Source organism: Tenacibaculum sp. 47A_GOM-205m, from assembly GCF_000518405.1.
Classification (GTDB): domain Bacteria; phylum Bacteroidota; class Bacteroidia; order Flavobacteriales; family Flavobacteriaceae; genus Polaribacter; species Polaribacter lutimaris.
In genome coordinates, this window is sequence record NZ_JADN01000003.1 from 683076 (window position 1) to 705102 (window position 22027).

Here is a 22027-nt window from a genome sequence, read left to right on the forward strand (position 1 = left end):
TACTTTTTAGTAGAGCCTTTTTTATTAAAAGCTTACACGAAAAACAATATTAGGTGTTATTCCTAAAGAAACCTTATCAACTTGTTCTAGTTGGTATTCAAGATCATTATCTGAATTTATAGTAGGAATAGCATTATAAGTTCTACTTAAGATATTTTTTTGATTGTAAATGTTTAAAACAGATACGCCTAATTTACCTTTCCAATTTTTTGAAAAATTAAAAGTGTAAGTCATTGAAGCATCTAAACGATGATAATTAGGTAATCTAAGAGCGTTGATATTGTCAGAGTCTAAATCAATTATGGGGAAGCCATTTTCTGTATTATAAAATTCTTTTACAGCGGTGTAGGGGTTTCCTGTTCTGTAAATCCATCCTAAAGAAAACTCATATGAGTTTAACTTGTAGGCATGAGACCAAGAAAAGTAATTGGTAATATCATGATTTGCGGGAAAAAATTTATTTTCTAAATCTAAAAACTTAAACCTGTTTTTGGTATAAGAGTAGTTTACCCACGTTCTGTAATTATTAAACTTTTTATTAATTAATACATCAATTCCATATATTTTACCTTCACCGTTAGAAAAATCGTCTGTTTGATCATTATAGCCACTAGTTTGAGAGGTCATACCAGTTACTTTTTTATAATAGGGTTCTATATCTATTTTCCAATTATCTTTATTAAAAAGTATTCCTGTAGAAATTTGTAAACTTTTTTGTAGAGGAATATCATCATCGTTTACTTGTGCCCATATTTGATTTTCTAAATCAAAACCTAAACTAGAGGTTTGAAATTCTATTATTTGGCTAAGTGTTTGATGTTTTTGTTCAAATGAAGTTTTAAAGCTAAAATTAGTGTTTAACTTTTTTTCAAGGTATAACCTGGGTTCTAAAACTAACTTATCAATTTTAGAAAAATAATTGAATCGTAATCCAGCATTTATATTCCAATTATAAGAATCGTATAAATATTCTCCAAAAATTGAATGTGTATCGTTTGAGCTTTCTTCGTTTTGTTGAGAGTTGTATTGATTCTGTCCTTGCAAGCTATAAGAGTACTTTAAATCATATTCAGAATCTGTAGAAGTATAGTCGTATCCTAAAAGTATATCTGTTTTGTTGTTAAGAGAGTAATTTACATTATAAGAAATACCCACATCATTTAAAATATTGATTTTACTTGAATGTTCTGTAAGATAATCTTGAAAATAACTATAATCAGCACTGTAGTCTAAGGTAAAAGTAGAAAAATAACTTTTTATGTTATGGGTAGTTTTTTCATTACTTTGTTTTTCCCAATTAATACTCATACCAGTGTTCTTAATATTTATTTGGTCATTGTACTTATCTTCATAATCAGGAACTGTAAAATCATTATACATTTTATTTTTAGTGTGTAAAAAACTAAAGGATAATGATTCTTTTTCAGAGAGATTAGTTATAAATTTTGCTGTGTAGTCAGAAAAATTAAATTCATTATCTCTACTAAATTTTATGTTTTTATCAATAATGTTATTTTCTTGGTTATTATTGAATGTTTGAAATACTCTTGTAGACAATTTATTAAAAGTGAAAGTCTTTAAAAAATTAGAATAAGAACTTCGAGCAGAAAATGATAAAGCTGTTTGTTTAGATAAGGGAATATTAACAAAAGCATCTGCATGGGTCATGTTCAAACCAAAGCTACCGGTAGTTTTTTCAGGGATTTCTTCAGTTGTTTTTATATCAATAACTCCAGAAACTCTATTTCCATATCTTGCACTTGTACCACTTTTAGATAATACAACTTCTTTTGTTGTGTAAGGGTTGAAGGCAGAAATCATTCCGAAAAAATGACCTAAGTAGTAAGTTTTTATACCATCCCAAAGTACCAAATTTTGATTCGGTGTGCCTCCTCTAATATAAATTCCAGCAGCAGTTTCATCAGGACTTTGAACCCCTGGAATAATTTTTAAACTTTCTAAAACATCTGGTTCGGTTAACCCCGGCAACACACCTAGCTCTTTTGGTAAAATAGAAATAGCTCCACTTTTCTTCTTGTTAATTCCAGATGTGATATAATTAGTAACAAGGATTTCATTTAAAAGAGTGTAATAGTCTTCGCCAAGAGTTGCTTTGTTTGTTATGTAATAGTAACGGTCATTAATTTTTTTAAAAGTAAAGGAGGTTTGACGCTCTATTTCGCCTAAAAGATATACTAACTCGCAATTCTTTTTTGAAAAAGAAAAAATTTCTTTTTGAATAATTTCGGTATTAAACGAGAATTTTACTCCAAAATTAGATTCGGTTTGTTTTAAAACATCTAACAAAGGAGTGTTTATAAAAGAAATGTCTATCTTTTCCTGAGAAAAAATAGACATCGCTAAGCATATAAAAAGTATACTTAATTTTATTTTCATTTATATGTCAATATAACAGTACTATTTTTTGCTAATTTATAAGAAATTTTCATAGGAGCAAAAACAGTTTGTAATGCTATATTAACATCTTCATGTGTAAAAGTACCAGTAAATCGTTTTTCAGTATCTATTTTTGAAGAATCAAATTTTAAATTGAATTGGTTTTCTAATGCTTTAATTACTTGATATAAAGGAGTGTTCATAAAAGAACTTTCACCTTTTAACCAAGAAGGGCTGTTTGAGTTAAAAGTCCATTCCTCAGTTTTTTCGTTATAATTTCTGTAAGCTTTACCTAAAGTTAAAATTGTTTCACCTTTATTTTTAGAAGTAACTCCCACTTTTCCTTCGTAGCATAGAACTTCAAAATAATTTTCAGAAGTATTAACTGTAAATTTTGTTCCTAAAACAGTAACGTTACCTTCTGTGGTGTTTACAGTAAAAGATTTACCCTTTTCAACTTCAAAAAATGCTTTTCCTCTTAATGATACCTCTCTGTTAGCATCCCATTTGTATTTTTTATAACTAACGGTAGAATTAGGTGAAAGATGTACAGTCGAATTATCTGGTAAAGTTATGGTTGAATACTCACCGTAACTTGTAGAAAAATCAGTTGTACTATAATTAAAGTAAAAAAAGCTAATTAACAGAGCTATGGAAGCAACAGCGCCATACATCCAATTAGGAATTAATTTTACGACTTTTTTATTTGCCTCTTTAGACTGTAATTTATTTTGAATTTGAGTAAGAGCTTCTTTCTGATTATAATCAGGGGCTTTTAACAACTGAGAAGCATCATCAATGGCTTTAAATTGATGATAAACGTCAGATTGTTGAAATTCTTCCAGCTCCTTAAGGGAAAGCTCATTGGCTATCCACCTAGCTAAAAAAGTCTCATCTTTATAATTTATTTTCATTTCCTATAATTCGTGCTATTTGTAATATAAACAATTAAAAAACTAATTACCCTACTGCAAATAGTATTTTTTATTACACTTTACCTATTTGTTCTTTTAAAGTAAGTAATGCCTTACTCATTCTTTTCTCTACAGCTTTGACAGAAATACCTAAAATTTCGGAAATTTCACTGTATTTTTTCTTATCTATTCTGCTTAGTAAAAAAACTTCTCGTTGTCTTTCAGGAAGATCAGCAATCGCTTTTTTTAATTTTTTATGAAACTCTTCTTCTTCCAATAAATATTGAGGAGTCTCTATAGTTGTACTATTAGTAACATTTTGTTTTTGATATTCTAATACTACTTTCTTATGAGCGACTTCATTTAAAAAATGATTGTTGGCTACTGTGTATAAAAAGGATTTAGCTTTTTCAAAAATTACTTTAGCACAATTGTTCCATAATTTGATATAAGCTTCCTGTACAATATCTTCAGCTTGCTGAGTATCGCCACATTTATAGTAGATGTAATTTCGTAAGGTTTGTGAATGTTTATTGAAAACTTCTTCAAAGTTTTGTTGTTCACAAACGGATTTTAAGGGTTCTTTATTCATTAGATTAATGTCCTAACTATAAGCAAAAATATAAAAATGTAATTATGAGGGGGAATAATCGCTAATATAACTTAAAAATAGGTAGTTTTTTATGAGCTTTTTCATAATGAGGAGTTTTTGTATAAATCCAATATAGTTGTGATTGTGGATTTTTAGCAAAATTCTCATCGGTAATCAGCAATTCTTCAAAATGTTTTTTTATTGAAGGGTTTTCTTGTAAAAAAGTTTCAGCAATGTCTTCAAAAACATAAGCAGAGTAACCTTCTTTTTGTTGTAAAATGGTATCGAAAAAATTCCAGTTGAAAAATGAATCTACTGCCTCAGCTTCCAAGGTTTCTATAATATATCGAATACCTGCTTGATTGGTTGGGATATAAATATCTCCTTTGCTAAATTTAATTTTCTGATTTTCCGTTTTAGTTACTTCAGTATTATAATGTAAATAATGTCCCTCGTATGCAGCGTTTCGAGTTTCAAAATTTTTGATGTGCTGTGTTTCTACCGTTAAAACAGTATCATTCTTAAAACGAGTAAATTCAATGTGATTGTTAAGTAATCGTTCAACAACTTTATGCCAACCTTGTTCTAAAATATAAGCTTCAGGTATCGTAATTTCTTTTGTAGGTATATAATTATTGTAATATGAGATTTCTTTAGTGTAAGGCTTTGTTCTATCATAAAACAAACGCTTGCCATTAGTAACCTTACTATCTATAAAAGTTCCTTCGTATCCTTTAAAATGAAGAGTTGTAGGATTATTCTTATCGACTGTAAATACAACTGGATACGTTTTCCTATTTATTATTTCATTAACAGCTTTTTTTCGTAAATCTTTTATTCTTGTGCTGTTTTCTTCGGAAAAATCTAAAGTAGAAAACAACAGTTCATATGTTTGCTCTACACGTGTTTTATAAGGTTTAAGCATGTGCGTTTCTACCATCAAACCTAAGGTGTTGAATAGGGAAGTGTATCCAGTAGAATATCTAGGAGAGTCGAAAAACTGAGACCAACCACTTTCTGGTGTTGTTCCCCAAACATTAACATATGGAGTTATAATAATATCTTTCTTAGCTAAAGATTGTTCTATCTCTGGACGCATTTCCTTTTCAATAAACTTACCTAATTTTCCTCCTAATTGATTGTGTTGCGTAAATAGATGTGTAATAGCATATTGATAATCGGCACCATTGCTTACATGATTGTCTATAAAAACATCTGGGTTTACTGTATGGAATATTTCTGCAAATGCAGCTGCATTTTTAGTGTCTTGCTTAATAAAATCTCTATTTAAGTCATAATTACGAGCATTTCCTCTAAAACCGTACTCTTTTGGTCCGTTTTGATTGGCTCTCGTATATGAGTTCCTATTTAAAGCTCCACCAATATTGTATACAGGAATTACACAAATTAAAGAATTTTGATACGTTTTTTTTAACGAGTCATTCTGAACAATATCTCTCAATAGTAACATTGATGCATCTATTCCGTCAGATTCTCCAGGGTGAATTCCGTTATTGATTAAAATCCTATTTTTTGAGGAGTTTTTAATTTGATTGATGTTTGTTTTTCCATCCCTATTAAAAACAGCTAGGTGTAAAGGTTTGCCAATGTCTGTTGTACCTATTTCAAACAAAGAAATTTCAGGATAGGTATCAGCTAAATCTTTGTAATAAGAAATTACCTTATTATAAGTAGGTGTTTCAGTTCCATTTGAGGTTTCAAACAGTGTCGTAAAATCTTTAGTTTCTGTTTTTTGACATGAAAAGATTATAGAAAGAACAAAGAGTAAATTTAAATTTTTCATTTTTAAAGTTTATAACTTATAGGTAAAGTGTATCTTATATTTATATGTTGTCCTCTATATTTAGCAGGTTTCCATTTTTTCATCATTTTTACAACTCTTATAGCTTCATCATCACAAGGATTACATAAACTTTTAGCTACTTTGATATTATCAATTTCACCATCTTTCTTTACTCTAAAACTTATAAGCATTCTTCCTTCTATTTTCTTTTCATAAGCATATTTAGGAATATCAAAGTTTTTTGCTAAAAGATTCTTAATGCTTTCTTGCCCTTTTTTATATCGAGGGTTTGAAAATACTTCTTTGTATTTAAATTTTTTATTGTTTTCTCCCCAGCTAACACCACTTATTAATTTTCCATTATTATAGTATTCTTCATAATACTTCTTGTTGTTTATAAAACCTGAGAATTTACCATGTCTTTTACCATTTTTATAAAAACCCTTATTGGTTACACTGTCTTTTTTTAATTCAAAAGTTCCATTGCCATCTATAACTGTTTGAACACCTTCTTTGTTCCAAAAGTTTTTTATGGTATAATGCTTATCTACTTTAGCTAGAGGGACTCTTTCAGGTATTAGTCTTTCATCCATTATTTTACCATCTTTATACCAATGTCTCCATAAGCCAATAGCTCTTCCATTTTTTGTTTTTCCTTCGGAAGCAATATTTCCATTTTTATGATAAAATTTTTGAAATCCATCAGAAGTTTGTACTTCAATAAACTTTGTTTCATATTCGGAATGTAAAAAGTACTTAGCAGTGTCTTTTAAGCGCTGAAATCCATACATTTTATACTTTTTCTCTTTTCCTATATCTTCTTTCTCTTTTATAATAGAATAGTATGAAGAACATATTTTATCATCTGTGATGGTACCTTTATAGTAAAAAATAGTATCACCAATAGCATAGTGCTTTTCCTGTGCTTGAATAAAAAAAGAGAATAAAAAAAAGGTTAATGTATAAAGCTTTTTCATAGTTTAGTATATTTTTACTTATTAAAATAATTAAAAAATTATATCCTAACAGCATCAGGAACCAAACCTGTGTAATCTCCTTCGTTACGAATTACATCACGTACAATAGATGATGAGATATAACTTTTACCCGAAGAGGTTAAAAGAAAAACAGTTTCAATTTCAGAAAGTTTTCTGTTAGTATGCGCAATAGCTTTTTCAAACTCAAAATCGGCAGGATTACGTAAGCCTCTTAAAATAAACTGAGCGTCTTGCTCTTTACAAAAGTTTACGGTAAGTCCGCTGTAGGTAAGTACTTTTATTTTAGGTTCATGCTTAAAAGTCTCTTCAATAAAACGTTTACGTTCTTCTAAAGAAAACATATATTTTTTATCGGCATTTATACCAATAGCAATAATTAACTCATCAAAAAGTGTAACACCACGTTCAATAATATCCACATGTCCTAAGGTGATCGGATCAAATGATCCTGGAAAAATTGCTCTTTTCATAATTAGTTTTTTAAAGCCATTTCAATAGCGTTACCAAATAACTCGGTTAATGAAATACCAGCATGATTGGCTTGTTGTGGTAAAATACTAGCTTCTGTTAATCCAGGAACGGTATTCATTTCTAAGAAATGAGGAATGTCATTTACCAGAATATATTCAGAACGCGAAAATCCACTCATATTTAAAATTTCGTAGACACGTTTAGCAATGTCGTTTACGCTCTTTTCTTGAGCCTCTGTTAAACGAGCTGGAGTAATTTCTTGTGATTCTCCTTCATATTTAGCTTTGTAATCGAAGAAATCATTATCAGAAACAATTTCAGTAATTGGCAAAACTTTAGTTTCTCCTTTGTATTGAATAACACCAACAGAAACTTCTGTTCCGTCTAAAAAACTTTCAATTAAAATTTCAGAATCTTCTTCGTAAGCTTTTTCAATAGCAGGAATTAATTCTTCTTGCGTGTATACTTTAGAGATTCCAAAACTAGAACCAGCACCATTAGGCTTAACAAAACAAGGTAAGCCTACTTTTTCAATAATAGTATTGGTGTTAATTTTATCTCCTTTGTTTAAATACACAGAAGTCGCAGCAGGAATACCGTATTCTTTTACTACACTTAGTGTATCTCGCTTATTAAAAGTTAAAGCCATTTGATAGAATGGGGCAGAGGTATGTTTTAATCCGATAAGATCAAAATAGGCTAAGATAACTCCGTTTTCACCAGGAGTACCGTGAATAGCGTTGAAAACAGCGTCAAAAGAGATGTTGGTTCCGTTTACTTCAGCAGAAAAATCATGCTTATTTATAGGGTGTTCATTTTCTTCATCATCAACTAAAACCCATTTATCTTTTAAAATATGAACTCTATATGGGTTGTATTTTTCCTTATTAAGATGTTTGTAAACTACATTACCACTTTTTAAAGATATACCTACTTCTGAGGAATATCCTCCCATAATAATAGCGATGTTTTTTTTCACTTTATTTTTATTTCAATTACTATTTTGTTGTTGTTTCCTTAATATCCGAACGTCGGATTATACAAACTTACCAAAAAAACTCGTTTAAGACTTGTTGAATTTAAAATAGTAATATTTTTACTGTAAATTTGTGCGGTCTTACAAAAAAATGATATGAGTAATTTAACAGAAAAGTCTGGAGGTTTATTTCAATTTATTAAAAGTAAATCTTTTTTAACAAACATAATTATAGCAGTTGTAGCAATATTTATATTCGTATTTGGGTTACAATGGTGGCTTGGAGTAACAACGAATCATAATCAAAAAATACAAGTGCCAAATTTGCACAAAATGTCTTTAGATGAGGTAACACAAAAGCTAGATGAATTGAACTTAGATTTTGTAGTGATTGATAGTGCTAGTTATAACCCTGAATACCCTAAAAAATCGATTATTGAACAAGATCCTGAAGCGGGAGATTTTGTAAAAGAAAAACGAAAAATATACTTAACATTAAATCCGTCTAAATACCGAGATGTTGTAATACCTGATTTGAATGGACGCACAAGACGTCAAGCAACTACACATTTACGTTCCATAGGATTTAAAGTAGGAAGCAATGTTACTTGGGTACACGATATAGGAAAAGATGTGGTTCGTGGATTAAAATATAATGGACAAAAAATAGAACCAGGAACAAAATTACCAAAACAAACAACCATCGATTTAATTTTAGGAGATGGTAATGGAAACTAATTTTAATATTGATTGATGCAGGAAGATACGACTCCAGATTTTGAGAATGATGATTTATACGAACACCATAGGTTTGTAGCAACCGATGGTCAAGTACCATTACGAGTAGATAAGTTTTTAATGAATTTTATTGAAAATGCTACTCGAAATAAAATACAGCAAGCAGCTAAAGCAGGAAATGTTTTGGTAAATGATGTAGTGGTGAAACCAAACTACAAAGTAAAACCAAAAGATGTGGTTAGAGTCGTGTTAGCTTATCCACCACATGAGAATTTATTGGTTGCTGAAGATATTCCAATTGACATCGTGTATGAAGATGACGAGGTAATTGTAGTAAACAAACCAGCAGGAATGGTGGTACACCCAGGTCATGGAAATTATTCTGGAACGTTAGTGAATGGGTTAATTCACCATATAGAAAACTTACCTAAAAACTCGAATGAACGTCCAGGTTTGGTGCACCGTATCGATAAAGATACAAGCGGCTTGTTAGTTGTTGCAAAAACTGAATATGCCATGGCACATTTATCGAAACAATTTTTCGATAGAACTACAGAACGTTTGTACTATGCTTTAGTTTGGGGGAATATAGAAGAGGATGAAGGAACTATTGAAGGAAATATAGGACGTAGTTTTAAAAATCGTTTACAGATGGATGTTTTCCCTGATGGAGAGCATGGTAAGCATGCAGTAACTCATTATAAAGTGTTAGAAAGACTTACGTATGTAACATTAGTGCAATGTAAGTTAGAAACGGGTAGAACCCACCAAATTAGAGCGCACTTTAAACATATAGGACACACCTTATTTAACGACGAGCGTTATGGAGGTAATACTATTTTAAAAGGAACAACATTTACGAAGTACAAACAATTTGTAGAGAACTGCTTTAAGGTTTTACCAAGACAAGCGTTACATGCAAAAACGTTAGGTTTTACGCATCCAACTACAGGAGAATTCTTACAGTTTAATTCTGAAGTGCCAGAAGATATTACCGCTTGTTTAGAAAAATGGCGTACGTATTCTGAGCATTCAAAATTGGAAGAATAAATAGATTATTTAGAGGCTTTAATAGAAAGAGTTTATTTTTTCTATTAAAGCTTCTGGAGATTTTATATAAGCAAAGAAATTTGCAATTTCTTCCCCATTTTTAATGATGATAAAACGAGGAACAGATTTGGTGTTAAATCGTTTTTTAGCGTCATTAAAGTATTGTAGTTCTTTTGTTTTAGTTTCATCTAAATCATTATAGACTTTAACCATAATGAACTTCTTAGCATATTCTTGAAATATCTTTGTACTATAAGCGTATTTTTCTACCGCTCTACAAGGAACACACTTTTTCTCTCCTAAATAAATAAAAATATCTTGATTTTTTTCTTTGCCTAAAGCAATGGCTATGTCTATATCATTATGCCAATTAATTTTATTTTTAGATTCTTGAGAAAATATAGATACAGTACTTAGTATAAATAGTAAAAAGGTTAAGTTTTTCATAGCTAGAATATTATGTTAGGATTTAAAATTACTAATTATTTTTTTGAATTAACATTTATATTCTTATCAAATAGGTTTACACCTCCTTTAACACCAAAATCAAGAGTAGTAACAGGGTATGCAATAGAAATGTTTTCTTGCTCAAAACGTTTTTTAATTCGCATAATAACATTGTTCATTCCTCTACAAAAATCATCATTAGACTCAAATTTAACCCAATAGCGGAGTATGAAATCGTAAGTAGAACCACCAATATCAGTAAAATAAAAATCGATACCTTCTTCAGGGAGATACTCTTCTATTTTTTGAACTTCATCTAAAGCAACTGCTCTAACATGTTCTAAATCGTCACCATACGAAACTCCACTCTTTAAAATAATACGACGTTTTCCCCAAGAGGAATAATTTGTAAAAGTTCCATTATAAATAATTTGATTAGGAACAAATACTTCCTGTCCTGGTACGGTTTTAACTTTTGTAGTAAGCCAGCTAATATCTAGTACAACACCATATTTTCCATCAATTTCAACCCAATCGCCAACTTTATAAGGACGTTGTAAATCAACTAAAAGTCCAGAAAACATATTAGAAGCAATGTCTTTTAAAGCAAAACCAGCGATGATGCCCACAACACCAGCACCTGCTAGTAGTTTTTCAAACGGTTTGTCTAAACCTAAAATATGGAGAGCTAATAAAATACCAGTAGCAAAAAATAGTGCGTAAAATAAAGAAGCTATAATTCTTTCAATATTTAGGTAGTTTTCTTTAAAAGCTTTTCGATAAATATTAATACATATTTTTTTTACTCCACTAGCAACAAGAGCAAAAAGAATAACTATAATTAGAGCTAATACAACTTTTGGGATATGCTCTAAAATATTTTGTTGAAATTCTTGCCAAATTCGGGTGATGTTGTCAATCATTTTATCCATAGTTTTTTAGTTTTTGGCTTCACTTTTCTTATAAAACCATTCAATAATAAAACAAAGGAGAATAATTCCAATAGCTACAAATACTCCAGTTAGATTCGATTGAAGTTGTTGTTTTATTAGAATAACTAGAGCAATTACACATAAAAAACACCCTAATAAAGGAATTGTTTTATTAGCACCTGTTTCTTTTGAAAGTTTAAAACCTACATAATTTACAATTCCAAAAATTAAAATAAAACCAACACTCCCTGCAGTAGAAATACTTTCAAGATTTAAAGTGTTTACCAGAACAAGTGTGGCAATAGCGGTTATTAATAAGCCGATGGGTTGGTTCCAGAATTTTGATAAAAAATGGTGAGGTAATTCATCGTCCTCAGCAATTTCATAGTTTACCTTACTTCCTCCATATAATGAAGCGTTAATGGCAGAAAAGGTAGAAATTAAAGCAGCAATGGTTATGATAGTAAAACCGAGTTGCCCTAACATAGGCTTCGCAGCTTCTGCTAGTACATAATCTTGTGCCTTTGCAATTTGATTAAAAGGTAAAGACCCTACAGTAACCAAAGCTATTATGATATACAGAAAAATGACAAATATTACCGAATAATAATAGGCTTTAGAAATATTTTTCTCAGGATTTAGAATATCAGGAGCAGCATTGGCAATCAATTCAAAACCTTCATAAGCAACAAAAATAACCATTCCACCAGCAAATAATTTGACAGGACTTTCCCAGTTTGTAATAGCTAACTGAGAAATAGAAGGATTGCCTATAAGTCCATAGGCACCAATAGCGATAAATCCGATAAGAATAATGAGTTTTATTACAACAGCATAGGATTCTATTTTTCCTACAACAACAATACTGTAATAATTAATAGCAGTAGCTATAATAATAATAACACTTGCGTATATATGAAAGTTGATTGTTTTATTTTGCGTAATTTCCCATAGGTTAGGAGCGTAAGAGCCAAATGCAGAAGCATATAATGAAAGCATTACAATATAACTTATCCATAAAAGGTTATTGATAGCTCCGCTAAAAATTGTTTTACCAAAACCTTGATTAATAAATTTTACGGTTCCACCTCTATCTGGGTACTTCTTGGAAAGATGAACATAACTATAAGAAGTTATAAGGGCAAGAATACCCGCAAGTAAAAAAGCGATTGGAGTTCCTCCTTTGGCAAGTAAAACGGCAAGCCCTAAAACAGCAAAAATACCACCGCCAACCATGCCGCCAATACCTATAGATATGGCTTCTTTTAAACCTATTTTTTTAGACATAGTATTGTATTAGTTGATGTAACAGTTACTAAAATAAAAAAAAATCCTTGTTTAAGAGAAAGGATTTTAGTTAGTTAAGGAATATCTGGTGAGTTTTTTCTAATTAGTTAGAGTGTTAGGATTATGTTTTTTAATTTTAATTTTGACATGCTTAGAAGCTGGCATGTTACTTCCTGCTACAACATTGTGAATAGATACCAGTACATTAGTTTCAGGGAAATATGTAACTGTATTTTTTTCAGGAATAGGATATTCGACTATAATAAATAATGGAGCAACACGCTCAATATTATTGTCATAATTGAATAAATCTACTTTATCACCTATTTTAAAACCTGCTTTTTCAATATCTTTTTTATTCATGAAAATTACACGACGCTCGTTATAAATTCCGCGATAACGATCATCTAATCCATAAATTGTGGTGTTGAACTGATCGTGTGTTCTTACAGTAGCCATTAAATATTCATCGTCGGCTAGTGTGTTTTGAGGTAATTCAGTTATAGAAAACGGAACACGGTCACCAAATTCTTTTGTTTTAAAGTTTCCTTCACGAGCACCGTTTGGTAAGTAGAATCCGCCTTTTTGTTTTACACGAACATTGTAGTTTTCAAAACCGGGAATACATTTTTCAATATCATCTCTTACAGCATCATAACTGTTCATGTAACGATCCCAATCAATTACACTTTTATTTCCTAAAGTAGCTTTTGCCATACGGCAAACAATATGAGTTTCGTTGATTAGTTTATCTGAAATTGGCTGCAACATTCCTTTTGACCATTCAACAATTCCCATTGCATTTTCGGTACTTACATGTTGTAATTCACCATTTATAATATCTGTTTCACTTCTGGAAATTGTAGGCAAAATTATAGATTCTTTACCGTGAATTAAATGGGTTCGATTAAGTTTGGTGGAAACAGAAACAGATAAATCTAATTGTCTCAATCCGTTTGCTGTGTAAGTAGTGTCAGGAGTAGCTGATAAGAAATTTCCACCCATACTAAAGTGTACTTTAACTTTACCTTCATTCATTGCTTTTATGGAATCAACTACATCATAACCATTTTTTCTTGGTGGATTAAAACCAAATACTTCTTCAAGTTTATCTAGTTGTTCTTGGGAAGGATGATTGTTGATGAGCATTGTTCTGTTTCCTTGTACGTTACTATGACCACGTACAGGGCATGAACCTGCTCCAGGTTTACCGATACTTCCTTTTAAGAATAATAGATTTAAAACTTCTTTTAAAATATCAACTCCATTAGGTTGTTGGGTAAGCCCCATTCCCCAGCAAATAATAATTCTTTTTTTATAAGCTAACATTTCTGCAGCTTTACGAATATCTTCTTTTAAAACACCAGATGCATTTGCTAGCTCCTCAAGGTTATAGTTTTCTATTTGTTTGATTAATTCATTATAACCTACTGTTTTATTTTTTATAAAATCTTGATCGAAAACTTTACCAGGAGTTTCCTTTTCAAAATGTAAAAGCAGCTGTTCGATTGCCTTTAAAAGGGCTAAATCTCCGTTGATTTTTACGGGGAGATACAAGTCGGCAAGTTGAACCCCTTTTCCTAAAATACCATTTACTTTTTGAGGATCTCTAAACCCCATTAAGCCAGCTTCGGGAAGTGGGTTAATAGCAATGATTTTAGCCCCGTTTTTTTTCCCTTTTTCAAGAGCGCTTAACATTCTTGGTGAGTTTGTTCCAGGGTTTTGCCCAATAATCATTACGATATCAGTATCGTAAAAATCGTTTAAGGTTGCAGTTCCTTTTCCAATGCCTGTTGTTTCTGCTAAGGTGAAACCTGAGGTTTCGTGACACATATTAGAACAATCAGGGAAATTGTTGGTTCCGAATTCACGAACAAAAAGTTGATACACAAACGAAGCTTCATTACTAGTTCTTCCTGAGGTATAAAAAGCTGCATTATCAGGAGATTCTAATTTATTTAGGTGTTCGGCAATTTTATTAAAAGCGTTATCCCAACTTATAGGTTCATAATGGGTACCGCCTTTAGGGAGATACATAGGTTCGGAAAGTCTCCCTAAATGTCCAATTTCATAATCAGTTAATTGAGAAAGCTCATAAATAGAGTTTTGGTTGAAAAAATCTGCGGTAATTCTTTTACTAGTGGCTTCTTCAGCTAAAGCTTTAGCACCATTTTCACAGTATTCCGCAATAGGAGAGCGTTCATCATCAGGATCAGGCCAACCACAACTAGGACAATCAAAACCATCAAACTGATTCATTTTAAACAAAGCTTTACTTCCTCTGGTTAATGTTTTATCTCTAATAAGACTTTTTATAGAGTGTACTACAGCAGGAATACCAGCAGCCCAATCTTTTGGTTTGCCAGTTCTTAAGCTTAATAATTTATATGGTGGTTCAGCAGAAGCTTGTTTTTTAGGTTTGTTCTCCATGATTTCTCTATAATCTTAAAAAGATAAAGTTAAGAAAAAATAAAGGAGGTTTAAGCGGGGGAAGTGATTTTGTATTTGGTTTTAGTAGTTAAGCCTAAAAGTGAATTAGTTTTTAAGCACAACTTTTTTAAGTAGCTTCTTTTTCTTTTTTGAAGCTATTGAAAGTCGGATAAGATTGTTTATTCCAATAACAACTAAGATAGAAATGCAAGCAGCTGTTCCTAATGCGCCTCCATAACCACTAAAAAAATCAGGACTAACCGTATATATAAACCCGAAAATAACTCCGCCAAAAATAATTGAAATATAATTACGAGTAAGTTTACTAGAGGTCATGCCAACAAAAGAAGCTCCAAAAAACACCCAAGGAATTTGATTAGTTATTTCTTCTGAAAATAACTCAGGAAAAAGAAAGCATATGCCAGCAACAATAAGAGTTAATAGGGCAGAGGCTCTTACAGGGCCTTGTTTGTATTTTGTGCTTACTAAAAAAGTTAAAAAAGCTCCTAGTATACTTGTTATGTATATTGATATAGTAGTAAGCATTATGAGAGAATTAAAAGTAATAATGATGAGATAACGACACTACCAAAAGCAAGGGTGCCCAGTTTACCACCAACACCATGAAACAGATTTTTTGAAAGCATATAAAAGATACCAGTAATCATACCTGCAATGAGTATAAAACTATAATCAATAGCAACGTGTTTTTGTGACATTCCTACAAAACAACCACAGTACATAGCATTAGGTATATTTTGTAAAACTTTTGACTTTTTATTCAAGTTGGGTAAAAATGAAGCGATTGTTCCGATAATTGCTGCAGCTAAAACAGAATTCAAAGGAGTAAAAAGATGCAAATAACTTGTAAGTAATGCACCAGCGATAACAAAAATCATTACATAGAAAGGCTCAAAATCTACTTCTTTAATTTTAAAGAATTTTATGTAGGTGTAAATTATGAGTGCTGTAATAAGTGTTGTTAAGGATATTACCGTAAAAACATTTTTATGTTCTAATAATAGCGCAGTAATAAATGCGAATTGAGTAAGAACTAAAAAAATAATTGAAAAAAAGTGAAAATATTTTTGTCTCAAACCTGAGTAATGCTGCTTTACAATAGAGTTGCAAATTTATGATATATACAGAGACTATTCAATCAATTACCTTTAATTCTTTCCCATAAATCTGTTAATAATTGTTTAGCTTTTTCACGATTCCTAGGAACTTCATTTATGACTACTTTATTATGTTTTTCAGCTATTTCGAAGCTAAAAGCAAATTGTTGAAAATTAGGAGCTACACTTAGCAATCCAAAACGTAAATCGTTTAAATATATAACATTTTCTTTTTCTGAAACTGTATACCAACCTTTGGTAATTTTAATGAGTCGTTTTACTGAAATATCATCTATATAATTATCTAATAAATGATGATTTTTAGGGTATGAGTAAAATTTGATGGGCTTGGTGTCAAAAAAAGAATAATAACCGATTAGGTATGCATTATCAGTTTCTACATTTGCAGACCATAAAATAGTGTTGAAAGGTGTAGGTTTAGTTTCTATTTCTTTATAAGCTATACCTTGTTCTTTTAAAGCATGTGAAAATTTAGTGTAAGTAATTCCTTTTATAATTATAGTAATTGCCATATAAGAACTACTAATAATAAGTCCTAAATTGTTGTACTTTCTTCTTTTTGTTGTTTCTTTAGGTTGAAACATTGCCATTAGTAGAAATACCAAGAAAGGTAACGTGTATAAAGGATCAATTACAAAAATGTTTTTAAAAGCTAATCGTATGTCGAGAGGCCAAAAAAGCTGAGTTCCCCAAGTGGTATGTGCATCCAGAATAGGATGTGTTATAAATCCCCAAAACATGAGTAAAGCCCATTCTTTTGTGGAGGCTTTTTTCTCATACAAGGAAATGAGCCAACCGAAAATCCACCCAAAAATAATTGCAAAAAAAACAGAGTGTGTAAAACCTCTGTGTATTTCTAGAGCAGTAACAGTATCGAAAAGTTTTCCAACATATACATCTAAATCGGGAATTGTACCAGCGATAGCACCGTAAAGCATTGCTTTATTACCAACTTTTTTTCCTAATACAGCTTCTCCAACTGCTGCTCCAAGAACAATTTGCGTAAGTGAATCCATAAAGCAAAAATACTTATAAAACTACTAGTAAATAGAGTTATAATATTTATCAATCCATTCTACAGGATACTTTTTGTATAAGTCTTTAAGAAGTAGTTTGTTAGCTTCTGAATTTGAGAAATCTTTATAAAAACTACCGAGAGTCCACGCTGTTTCTCTTGGTAAATCTGTGTTATGATACTCAAAAAGAACTTTTTTAGAAGTTTCAGATGAGTCAACTAATAATAAAACTAACGCACCTGCCGTTTCAAAATTGAATTCATTAAAGAAAGGAGTCATTTTCTGAGCTCTTTTTAAAAGGGTCGTGTTTTCAAAAAAGTGAGTTACTTTTAGTTTCTTTCGTAAACTAGGATAACTAGTATACGAGTTAACCTTGGTAACAAATTTTAAGTTTTCTAAAAACTCGTTGTATTTTGTATTGTATAGGTTTTCTATGTCATTTAGTGAGTTTACTCCAAAGAGTAAATATACTGTACTAGGTCTTAAAACATTAATATTATATCCCTCACCAAGAGATGATAGTGTTTTTTCAATTCCTTTTAGGAAAAGAAGGTAATTGTTTTCTTTTACTTTTGTAATAATACCTAATCTAGAGGCGTGAAAATAAGCATCAACAATTTTTTGTTTGTCTATTCCTTTTAAAGCTTTTGTTAGCGTTGCATTAATATCATAATGACGATACGGGTAAAATTGACCTTGAAACTTGTGGAGTAAAGCTTCGTTTTCACTTTCTATAAAAAGATCAATAATTTTACTTGTAGTAAGCTTTCCTACAGATTGATATTTTTTTTCTTGTAATAATATTTTTCTTTCTTTTTCCATAAACATAATTTGTGCCTAGACTAAGTAATAAATAGTAAAATTATAAACCTTGGCGAAAGGAGAATACTCTGTTTTATAAGCGTAGTAAACCGTTATAAATTTGAAGTTTTTAAGCTAAATTAAAGCTGTAATTAAAACAAGGAGTCTATTTTAAAACTCCTTGTTATAAATTTTAAACTTAAAGTTGCTCGAAAGGAGTTACTTTTAAAATTTCAATTCTTTTTTCTCCTTTTTTAAAAGGCCAATCGATAATATCTCCTACCTTATATCCTACTGTAGCTAAAGCCATATCTGAAAGGATTGAGAATTTTCTTTTTTGAAGTTTAGTTTTATTTGTAGAAACAAAAATATATTCTTTTTCTTGTTGGTCTGAATGGTCTAAAATTAAAACTCTTCTGTTTACGGTAACAACATCATCAGGAAGTTCTCTTCGTCTTACTTGTTTAGCACCTTTTAATTCAGCTAGTAAGCGGTTTTCCTCTTCAAGAGTTACTTTTTTTCTTCTAACGTGGTCTTTTATAAGATCATATATACCTGTAGTTACTATTATATTTTTTGTCATTATTTTATAATTATTGATGAATAGAAATAAACCATCGCTAAGTATTGAAAAACACTTAGGACTTAGTTTAAATTAATTAAAACTAAAGTTGTCCCTACCTTTAAAGTGGGTAGGGCTTAAATAATAAACTCTTTAGAATTTTTTAAAAATATATCATCAAGCAGGTAACGCAACGAAGCAATAAGCTTTTGCGCAAAGTTTTTTTGAAATGTAAATATTGCAGTCATGTATCATTTACACTTGGTAAGTGCAAATTTACCGCTTATTTATTGAATTAAAAAGTAGTATTGAAAGAAGTAGGACTAAAGTTCTCTAATTAAAGTTGTTTTACTAAGAATTACTTTATAGAACCTTAAAACAATTATCAGTTAAAATCTATTAAATTAATTTTACTAGATTTAACTCCGCTATTTTGCTATAAACCAGCTATAAAAATTTTATGAAATTCATCAAGTATATTCTTACACTATCTGTTTTCTTCATTTTTATTATAAATATTAAGGCTCAAAACAAAAAAATAGATAGCCTTAAAATTGAATTAGAAAATTATAAATTTAATGACACTACTCGTGTTAATTTATTATATGATTTGTCGCGTGCTAATTTTAGAAAGGATATTGGTGCAACCGATCGTTACCTAAATGAAGCTGATAGCCTAAGCACTATTTTAAATTATGAAAAGGGGAAGGCTCGTGTTTATTATTTAAAAGGGATGCTTGAGAATGTAAAAGCTAATTACACAGAAAGCTTACATTTTTTTAATAGATCGCTTAAGTATTACGAAATTATTCAAGACAAAAAAAGAGTTGCTGATGTGTATGTAGCTTTCGGAATTACCAATTACGATTTATCCAGGTATGATGAAGCTATAAAAAATTATCAAAATGCAACCAAAATTTATAGGGAGCTAAACAATAAAAGAGAAATTGTCACAACTCTTATAAATACTGGAAATGTATATTCGGAAATTGGAAATTACAATGATGCTATTTCCAACTATAAGGATGCACTTATTATTAGTGAAGTTATTAATGATGAAGATGGTATTTCTTATGTTCATAGCAATTTAGGAGTCGTTTATAAAGTGCAAGGTAATTACCCATTAGCTATCGATAATTTTAATAAAAGTCTTGATTACGATAAAAGGACAGGAAATATATTAGGTATGGCTAGAATGCATAATAATTTGGGTGAAACGTATATTTCTATAAAAAAATATGATAAAGCATTACAACATCTTTATGAGTCTTTGAGCTTATCTCATAAAACTGAAAATAAGAAGCTTATATCGGTTAATAAGAGTAATATCGGCAATGTTTATTTTTACAAGAAGGAGTATTTAAAAGCTATTGAATATTTTAGTGAATCTTTGCAAGTAAGTCAAGAAATTAATGATTTAAAACATACTTCAATAACCTACATCAATATTGGAAACGTCTATTTAAAACTTGGTAAACCAATAGCTGCTCGTAAAAATTACATAAATGCAAAAAACATAAGTAAAACAACAGAAAACAAACGTATTTTATCTACTAGCTTTTTAGGTATTGCAGAAACTTACTTACATGAAAAGCTTTATTTGCAAGCGCTTAATTTTGCTTTGCAAGGTCAACAGATAGCCAAAGAATTAGACTTGTTAGAACCTCAAAAAACAGCATCAGACATACTTTCTGAAGTTTATCAAAATACAGGGCAATACCAAAAAGCTTTCGAAAGTCATCAAGAATTTAAAAAGTTAAATGATAGTATTTTCAATAAAGAAAATATTGAAAAAATTACCCAATTAGAATACGAGTATAAATATAAACAAGCTTTGGATTCTGCTAGTCTTCGAGAGTTAAAATTAACTAAAACAGTACTTGATACTTCTCAAAATTTAAAAAAGTCACAACGAAATCTGTTTTTGGGGGTTGTTGCTTTTTTAATTATAACCTTGGCTTTAGGTATCATCATTCTACTCTTAAAACTGAGGAATCAAAAATCAAAAACACAAAATGTAGTTATAGAGCAAAAGCTATTGCGTTCGCAAATGACTCCTCATTTTATTTTTAATTCACTTTCAGTTTTACAAGGCATGATTTTGAATAAAGAGCAGAAAAAATCGGTTTCTTATTTATCTAAATTTTCAAAATTACTCCGAACCATTTTAGAAAACTCTAGAGATAGAACCGTGTTACTTTCTCAAGAATTAATTGCTGTAGAAAACTATTTAGCGCTTCAAAATTTAGAAAACGAATCATATGCTTATACTATTTCTGTAGAAGACAGTATTAATACATCTATCTTTAAAATTCCTCCAATGCTTATTCAGCCATTTGTAGAAAATGCGATAGAGCATGCTTTTGTGAACCAGACAGGAAATAAAACTATTAATATAAAACTTACTTATTCAAATGAAGAATTAATTTGTGTTATTAAAGATAACGGAGTAGGTGTAGATTATTTGAAAGAGGGAAAAAATCAAGATAAGAAATCATTATCAACAGCTATTACATCAGAACGATTACAAATACTATCAAAAGACTTTAAAAAGAAAGGTTCTGTTACTGTAGAAGACAGGAAAAAATATAACGAACAAGGAACTATTGTTACTTTGACAATCCCTTATATAATCATTGAAAGTAGTGAAAACATTAATAATAGAGGATAAAGAATATATTAGGAAAGGTTTACAAAACCTATTACAGTTACTGGATACAGAAATAACAGTATTGGGTGAATGCGAATCTGTAAAAGAAGCGGTTGTGGTAGCCAATGCCTGTAAACCTGAGTTGGTTTTTTTAGATATTAACCTTACTGATGGTACGGGATTTGATTTTTTAGAGCAAACAGAAAACCTCGATTTTAAAGTAATCTTTATCACTGCTTATGAAGAGCATGCTCTACGTGCTTTAAAGATTGGAGCTGTAGATTATTTATTAAAACCCGTTGATATAGATGAATTAGAAATAGCGCTTAAAAAAATTACTCAACTTCCAATAATTCAACAAAAACAACAAGTACAAATTGCTAAACAAGCTTGGAATAATGAAGAATCAAAACTGATTTTGTCTTTACAAGATAGTTTTCAGGTAATTGACTTAAACGAACTATTGTTTTGTGAATCAGACAAAGGATATACTACATTTTATTGTAATGATAATAAAAAATACTTGGCTTCAAAAACCTTAAAAGAGTTTGAAGAACGTCTTTGTAATGCTAATTTTACACGTCCACATCAATCGTATATGGTCAATTTAAAATTCATAGATAAGTACGACAAGTCGGGGGTTATTCATCTAAAAAATGGTAAAAAAATACCAGTGTCTTCTCGAAAAAAAGAACAGTTTTTAAACACTTTCTTAAACTGGACAAATAATTAAGTTATTGCTTTTTCGAATATTCTGTAAAGTATCACGTTTATTTATTCAAAAACTCCAGAAATAGATCTTCTATTTCCTATTTCACTTTTG

General features: G+C 30.3%; 20 protein-coding genes. 4 read left to right on the top strand and 16 right to left on the bottom strand.

Translation table 11 applies throughout. The features are described 5' to 3' along the window. Positions 1 to 24: 24 nt before the first annotated feature. The 7 genes from N534_RS0103295 to N534_RS0103325 form a co-directional block, all read right to left on the bottom strand. Positions 25 to 2397 carry a TonB-dependent receptor plug domain-containing protein gene (locus N534_RS0103295; protein ID WP_081728272.1) on the bottom strand — a complete coding sequence of 791 codons (2373 nt, stop codon included), beginning with the start codon at positions 2395 to 2397 and terminating at the stop codon, positions 25 to 27. Next, entirely contained in the window at positions 2394 to 3311 is a 918-nt protein-coding gene (locus N534_RS0103300) for a FecR family protein (protein WP_028891120.1), read from the bottom strand. Before N534_RS0103300 ends, N534_RS0103295 begins: the two co-directional genes overlap by 4 nt. Positions 3312 to 3384: 73 nt before the next feature. Continuing rightward, on the bottom strand, positions 3385 to 3903 hold the full coding sequence (locus N534_RS0103305; RefSeq protein ID WP_028891121.1) for an RNA polymerase sigma factor: 519 nt from the start codon (positions 3901 to 3903) through the stop codon (positions 3385 to 3387). A 61-nt stretch (positions 3904 to 3964) separates the two neighbouring features. Then, entirely contained in the window at positions 3965 to 5707 is a 1743-nt protein-coding gene (locus N534_RS0103310) for a M14 family metallopeptidase (RefSeq protein WP_028891122.1), read from the bottom strand. 2 nt (positions 5708 to 5709) lie between these two features. Continuing rightward, positions 5710 to 6684, bottom strand: a complete 975-nt coding sequence (locus tag N534_RS0103315; RefSeq protein ID WP_028891123.1) for an energy transducer TonB — start codon at positions 6682 to 6684, stop codon at positions 5710 to 5712. A 38-nt stretch (positions 6685 to 6722) separates the two neighbouring features. Then, positions 6723 to 7175 carry a pantetheine-phosphate adenylyltransferase gene (coaD, locus tag N534_RS0103320; protein ID WP_028891124.1) on the bottom strand — a complete coding sequence of 151 codons (453 nt, stop codon included), beginning with the start codon at positions 7173 to 7175 and terminating at the stop codon, positions 6723 to 6725. 2 nt (positions 7176 to 7177) lie between these two features. Then, complete coding sequence (locus tag N534_RS0103325; protein ID WP_028891125.1) at positions 7178 to 8155, bottom strand: D-alanine--D-alanine ligase; 978 nt, start codon at positions 8153 to 8155, stop codon at positions 7178 to 7180. A gap of 153 nt (positions 8156 to 8308) precedes the next feature. Between N534_RS0103325 and N534_RS0103330 the strand changes: the two genes are divergently transcribed. Next, complete coding sequence (locus N534_RS0103330) at positions 8309 to 8890, top strand: PASTA domain-containing protein (RefSeq protein ID WP_038005287.1); 582 nt, start codon at positions 8309 to 8311, stop codon at positions 8888 to 8890. A 15-nt stretch (positions 8891 to 8905) separates the two neighbouring features. Further along, the gene (locus tag N534_RS0103335; protein WP_028891127.1) at positions 8906 to 9940 is read left to right on the top strand and encodes an RluA family pseudouridine synthase; all 1035 of its coding nucleotides are present in this window, start codon (positions 8906 to 8908) and stop codon (positions 9938 to 9940) included. 18 nt (positions 9941 to 9958) lie between these two features. On the opposite strand, the gene N534_RS0103340 is transcribed toward N534_RS0103335, so the two are convergent. The 9 genes from N534_RS0103340 to N534_RS0103380 form a co-directional block, all read right to left on the bottom strand. Continuing rightward, the gene (locus tag N534_RS0103340; RefSeq protein ID WP_028891128.1) at positions 9959 to 10387 is read right to left on the bottom strand and encodes a thioredoxin family protein; all 429 of its coding nucleotides are present in this window, start codon (positions 10385 to 10387) and stop codon (positions 9959 to 9961) included. A 35-nt stretch (positions 10388 to 10422) separates the two neighbouring features. Next, on the bottom strand, positions 10423 to 11319 hold the full coding sequence (locus N534_RS0103345) for a mechanosensitive ion channel family protein (RefSeq protein WP_028891129.1): 897 nt from the start codon (positions 11317 to 11319) through the stop codon (positions 10423 to 10425). Between the two features lie 6 nt (positions 11320 to 11325). Continuing rightward, positions 11326 to 12606, bottom strand: coding sequence for an APC family permease (locus N534_RS0103350; RefSeq protein WP_028891130.1), 1281 nt, complete (start codon positions 12604 to 12606; stop codon positions 11326 to 11328). Positions 12607 to 12705: 99 nt separating this feature from the next. Further along, entirely contained in the window at positions 12706 to 15036 is a 2331-nt protein-coding gene (locus N534_RS0103355) for an FdhF/YdeP family oxidoreductase (protein WP_028891131.1), read from the bottom strand. Between the two features lie 105 nt (positions 15037 to 15141). After that, complete coding sequence (locus N534_RS14355; protein ID WP_038005289.1) at positions 15142 to 15582, bottom strand: hypothetical protein; 441 nt, start codon at positions 15580 to 15582, stop codon at positions 15142 to 15144. After that, positions 15582 to 16133 carry a hypothetical protein gene (locus N534_RS0103365; protein WP_028891132.1) on the bottom strand — a complete coding sequence of 184 codons (552 nt, stop codon included), beginning with the start codon at positions 16131 to 16133 and terminating at the stop codon, positions 15582 to 15584. Before N534_RS0103365 ends, N534_RS14355 begins: the two co-directional genes overlap by 1 nt. 62 nt (positions 16134 to 16195) lie before the next feature. Then, on the bottom strand, positions 16196 to 17191 hold the full coding sequence (locus N534_RS0103370) for a metal-dependent hydrolase (protein WP_028891133.1): 996 nt from the start codon (positions 17189 to 17191) through the stop codon (positions 16196 to 16198). Between the two features lie 24 nt (positions 17192 to 17215). Further along, complete coding sequence (locus N534_RS14360; RefSeq protein WP_051435830.1) at positions 17216 to 18013, bottom strand: hypothetical protein; 798 nt, start codon at positions 18011 to 18013, stop codon at positions 17216 to 17218. A 178-nt stretch (positions 18014 to 18191) separates the two neighbouring features. Continuing rightward, positions 18192 to 18575: a GreA/GreB family elongation factor gene (locus N534_RS0103380; protein ID WP_028891134.1), complete on the bottom strand. Its 384-nt coding sequence runs from the start codon at positions 18573 to 18575 to the stop codon at positions 18192 to 18194. A gap of 439 nt (positions 18576 to 19014) precedes the next feature. Here N534_RS0103380 and N534_RS0103390 point away from each other — a divergent pair, with 439 nt between their 5' ends. Then, the gene (locus tag N534_RS0103390; RefSeq protein WP_028891135.1) at positions 19015 to 21225 is read left to right on the top strand and encodes a tetratricopeptide repeat protein; all 2211 of its coding nucleotides are present in this window, start codon (positions 19015 to 19017) and stop codon (positions 21223 to 21225) included. Further along, positions 21200 to 21937 (top strand): LytTR family DNA-binding domain-containing protein, encoded by a 738-nt coding sequence (locus N534_RS0103395; protein ID WP_028891136.1) that lies wholly within the window; start codon positions 21200 to 21202, stop codon positions 21935 to 21937. Before N534_RS0103390 ends, N534_RS0103395 begins: the two co-directional genes overlap by 26 nt. Positions 21938 to 22027 lie beyond the last annotated feature (90 nt).

Bases quoted from the DNA above. Each gene is read 5' to 3' on its own strand.
- N534_RS0103350 (WP_028891130.1), bottom strand. From the start codon at position 12,606: ATGTCTAAAAAAATAGGTTTAAAAGAAGCCATATCTATAGGTATTGGC.
- N534_RS0103390 (WP_028891135.1), top strand. From the start codon at position 19,015: ATGAAATTCATCAAGTATATTCTTACACTATCTGTTTTCTTCATTTTT.
- N534_RS14360 (WP_051435830.1), bottom strand. From the start codon at position 18,013: ATGGAAAAAGAAAGAAAAATATTATTACAAGAAAAAAAATATCAATCT.
- N534_RS0103340 (WP_028891128.1), bottom strand. From the start codon at position 10,387: ATGAAAAACTTAACCTTTTTACTATTTATACTAAGTACTGTATCTATA.
- N534_RS0103310 (WP_028891122.1), bottom strand. From the start codon at position 5,707: ATGAAAAATTTAAATTTACTCTTTGTTCTTTCTATAATCTTTTCATGT.
- N534_RS0103335 (WP_028891127.1), top strand. From the start codon at position 8,906: ATGCAGGAAGATACGACTCCAGATTTTGAGAATGATGATTTATACGAA.
- N534_RS0103295 (WP_081728272.1), bottom strand. From the start codon at position 2,397: ATGAAAATAAAATTAAGTATACTTTTTATATGCTTAGCGATGTCTATT.
- N534_RS0103345 (WP_028891129.1), bottom strand. From the start codon at position 11,319: ATGGATAAAATGATTGACAACATCACCCGAATTTGGCAAGAATTTCAA.
- N534_RS0103370 (WP_028891133.1), bottom strand. From the start codon at position 17,191: ATGGATTCACTTACGCAAATTGTTCTTGGAGCAGCAGTTGGAGAAGCT.
- N534_RS0103315 (WP_028891123.1), bottom strand. From the start codon at position 6,684: ATGAAAAAGCTTTATACATTAACCTTTTTTTTATTCTCTTTTTTTATT.
- coaD (WP_028891124.1), bottom strand. From the start codon at position 7,175: ATGAAAAGAGCAATTTTTCCAGGATCATTTGATCCGATCACCTTAGGA.
- N534_RS14355 (WP_038005289.1), bottom strand. From the start codon at position 15,582: ATGCTTACTACTATATCAATATACATAACAAGTATACTAGGAGCTTTT.
- N534_RS0103300 (WP_028891120.1), bottom strand. From the start codon at position 3,311: ATGAAAATAAATTATAAAGATGAGACTTTTTTAGCTAGGTGGATAGCC.
- N534_RS0103380 (WP_028891134.1), bottom strand. From the start codon at position 18,575: ATGACAAAAAATATAATAGTAACTACAGGTATATATGATCTTATAAAA.
- N534_RS0103355 (WP_028891131.1), bottom strand. From the start codon at position 15,036: ATGGAGAACAAACCTAAAAAACAAGCTTCTGCTGAACCACCATATAAA.
- N534_RS0103330 (WP_038005287.1), top strand. From the start codon at position 8,309: ATGAGTAATTTAACAGAAAAGTCTGGAGGTTTATTTCAATTTATTAAA.
- N534_RS0103305 (WP_028891121.1), bottom strand. From the start codon at position 3,903: ATGAATAAAGAACCCTTAAAATCCGTTTGTGAACAACAAAACTTTGAA.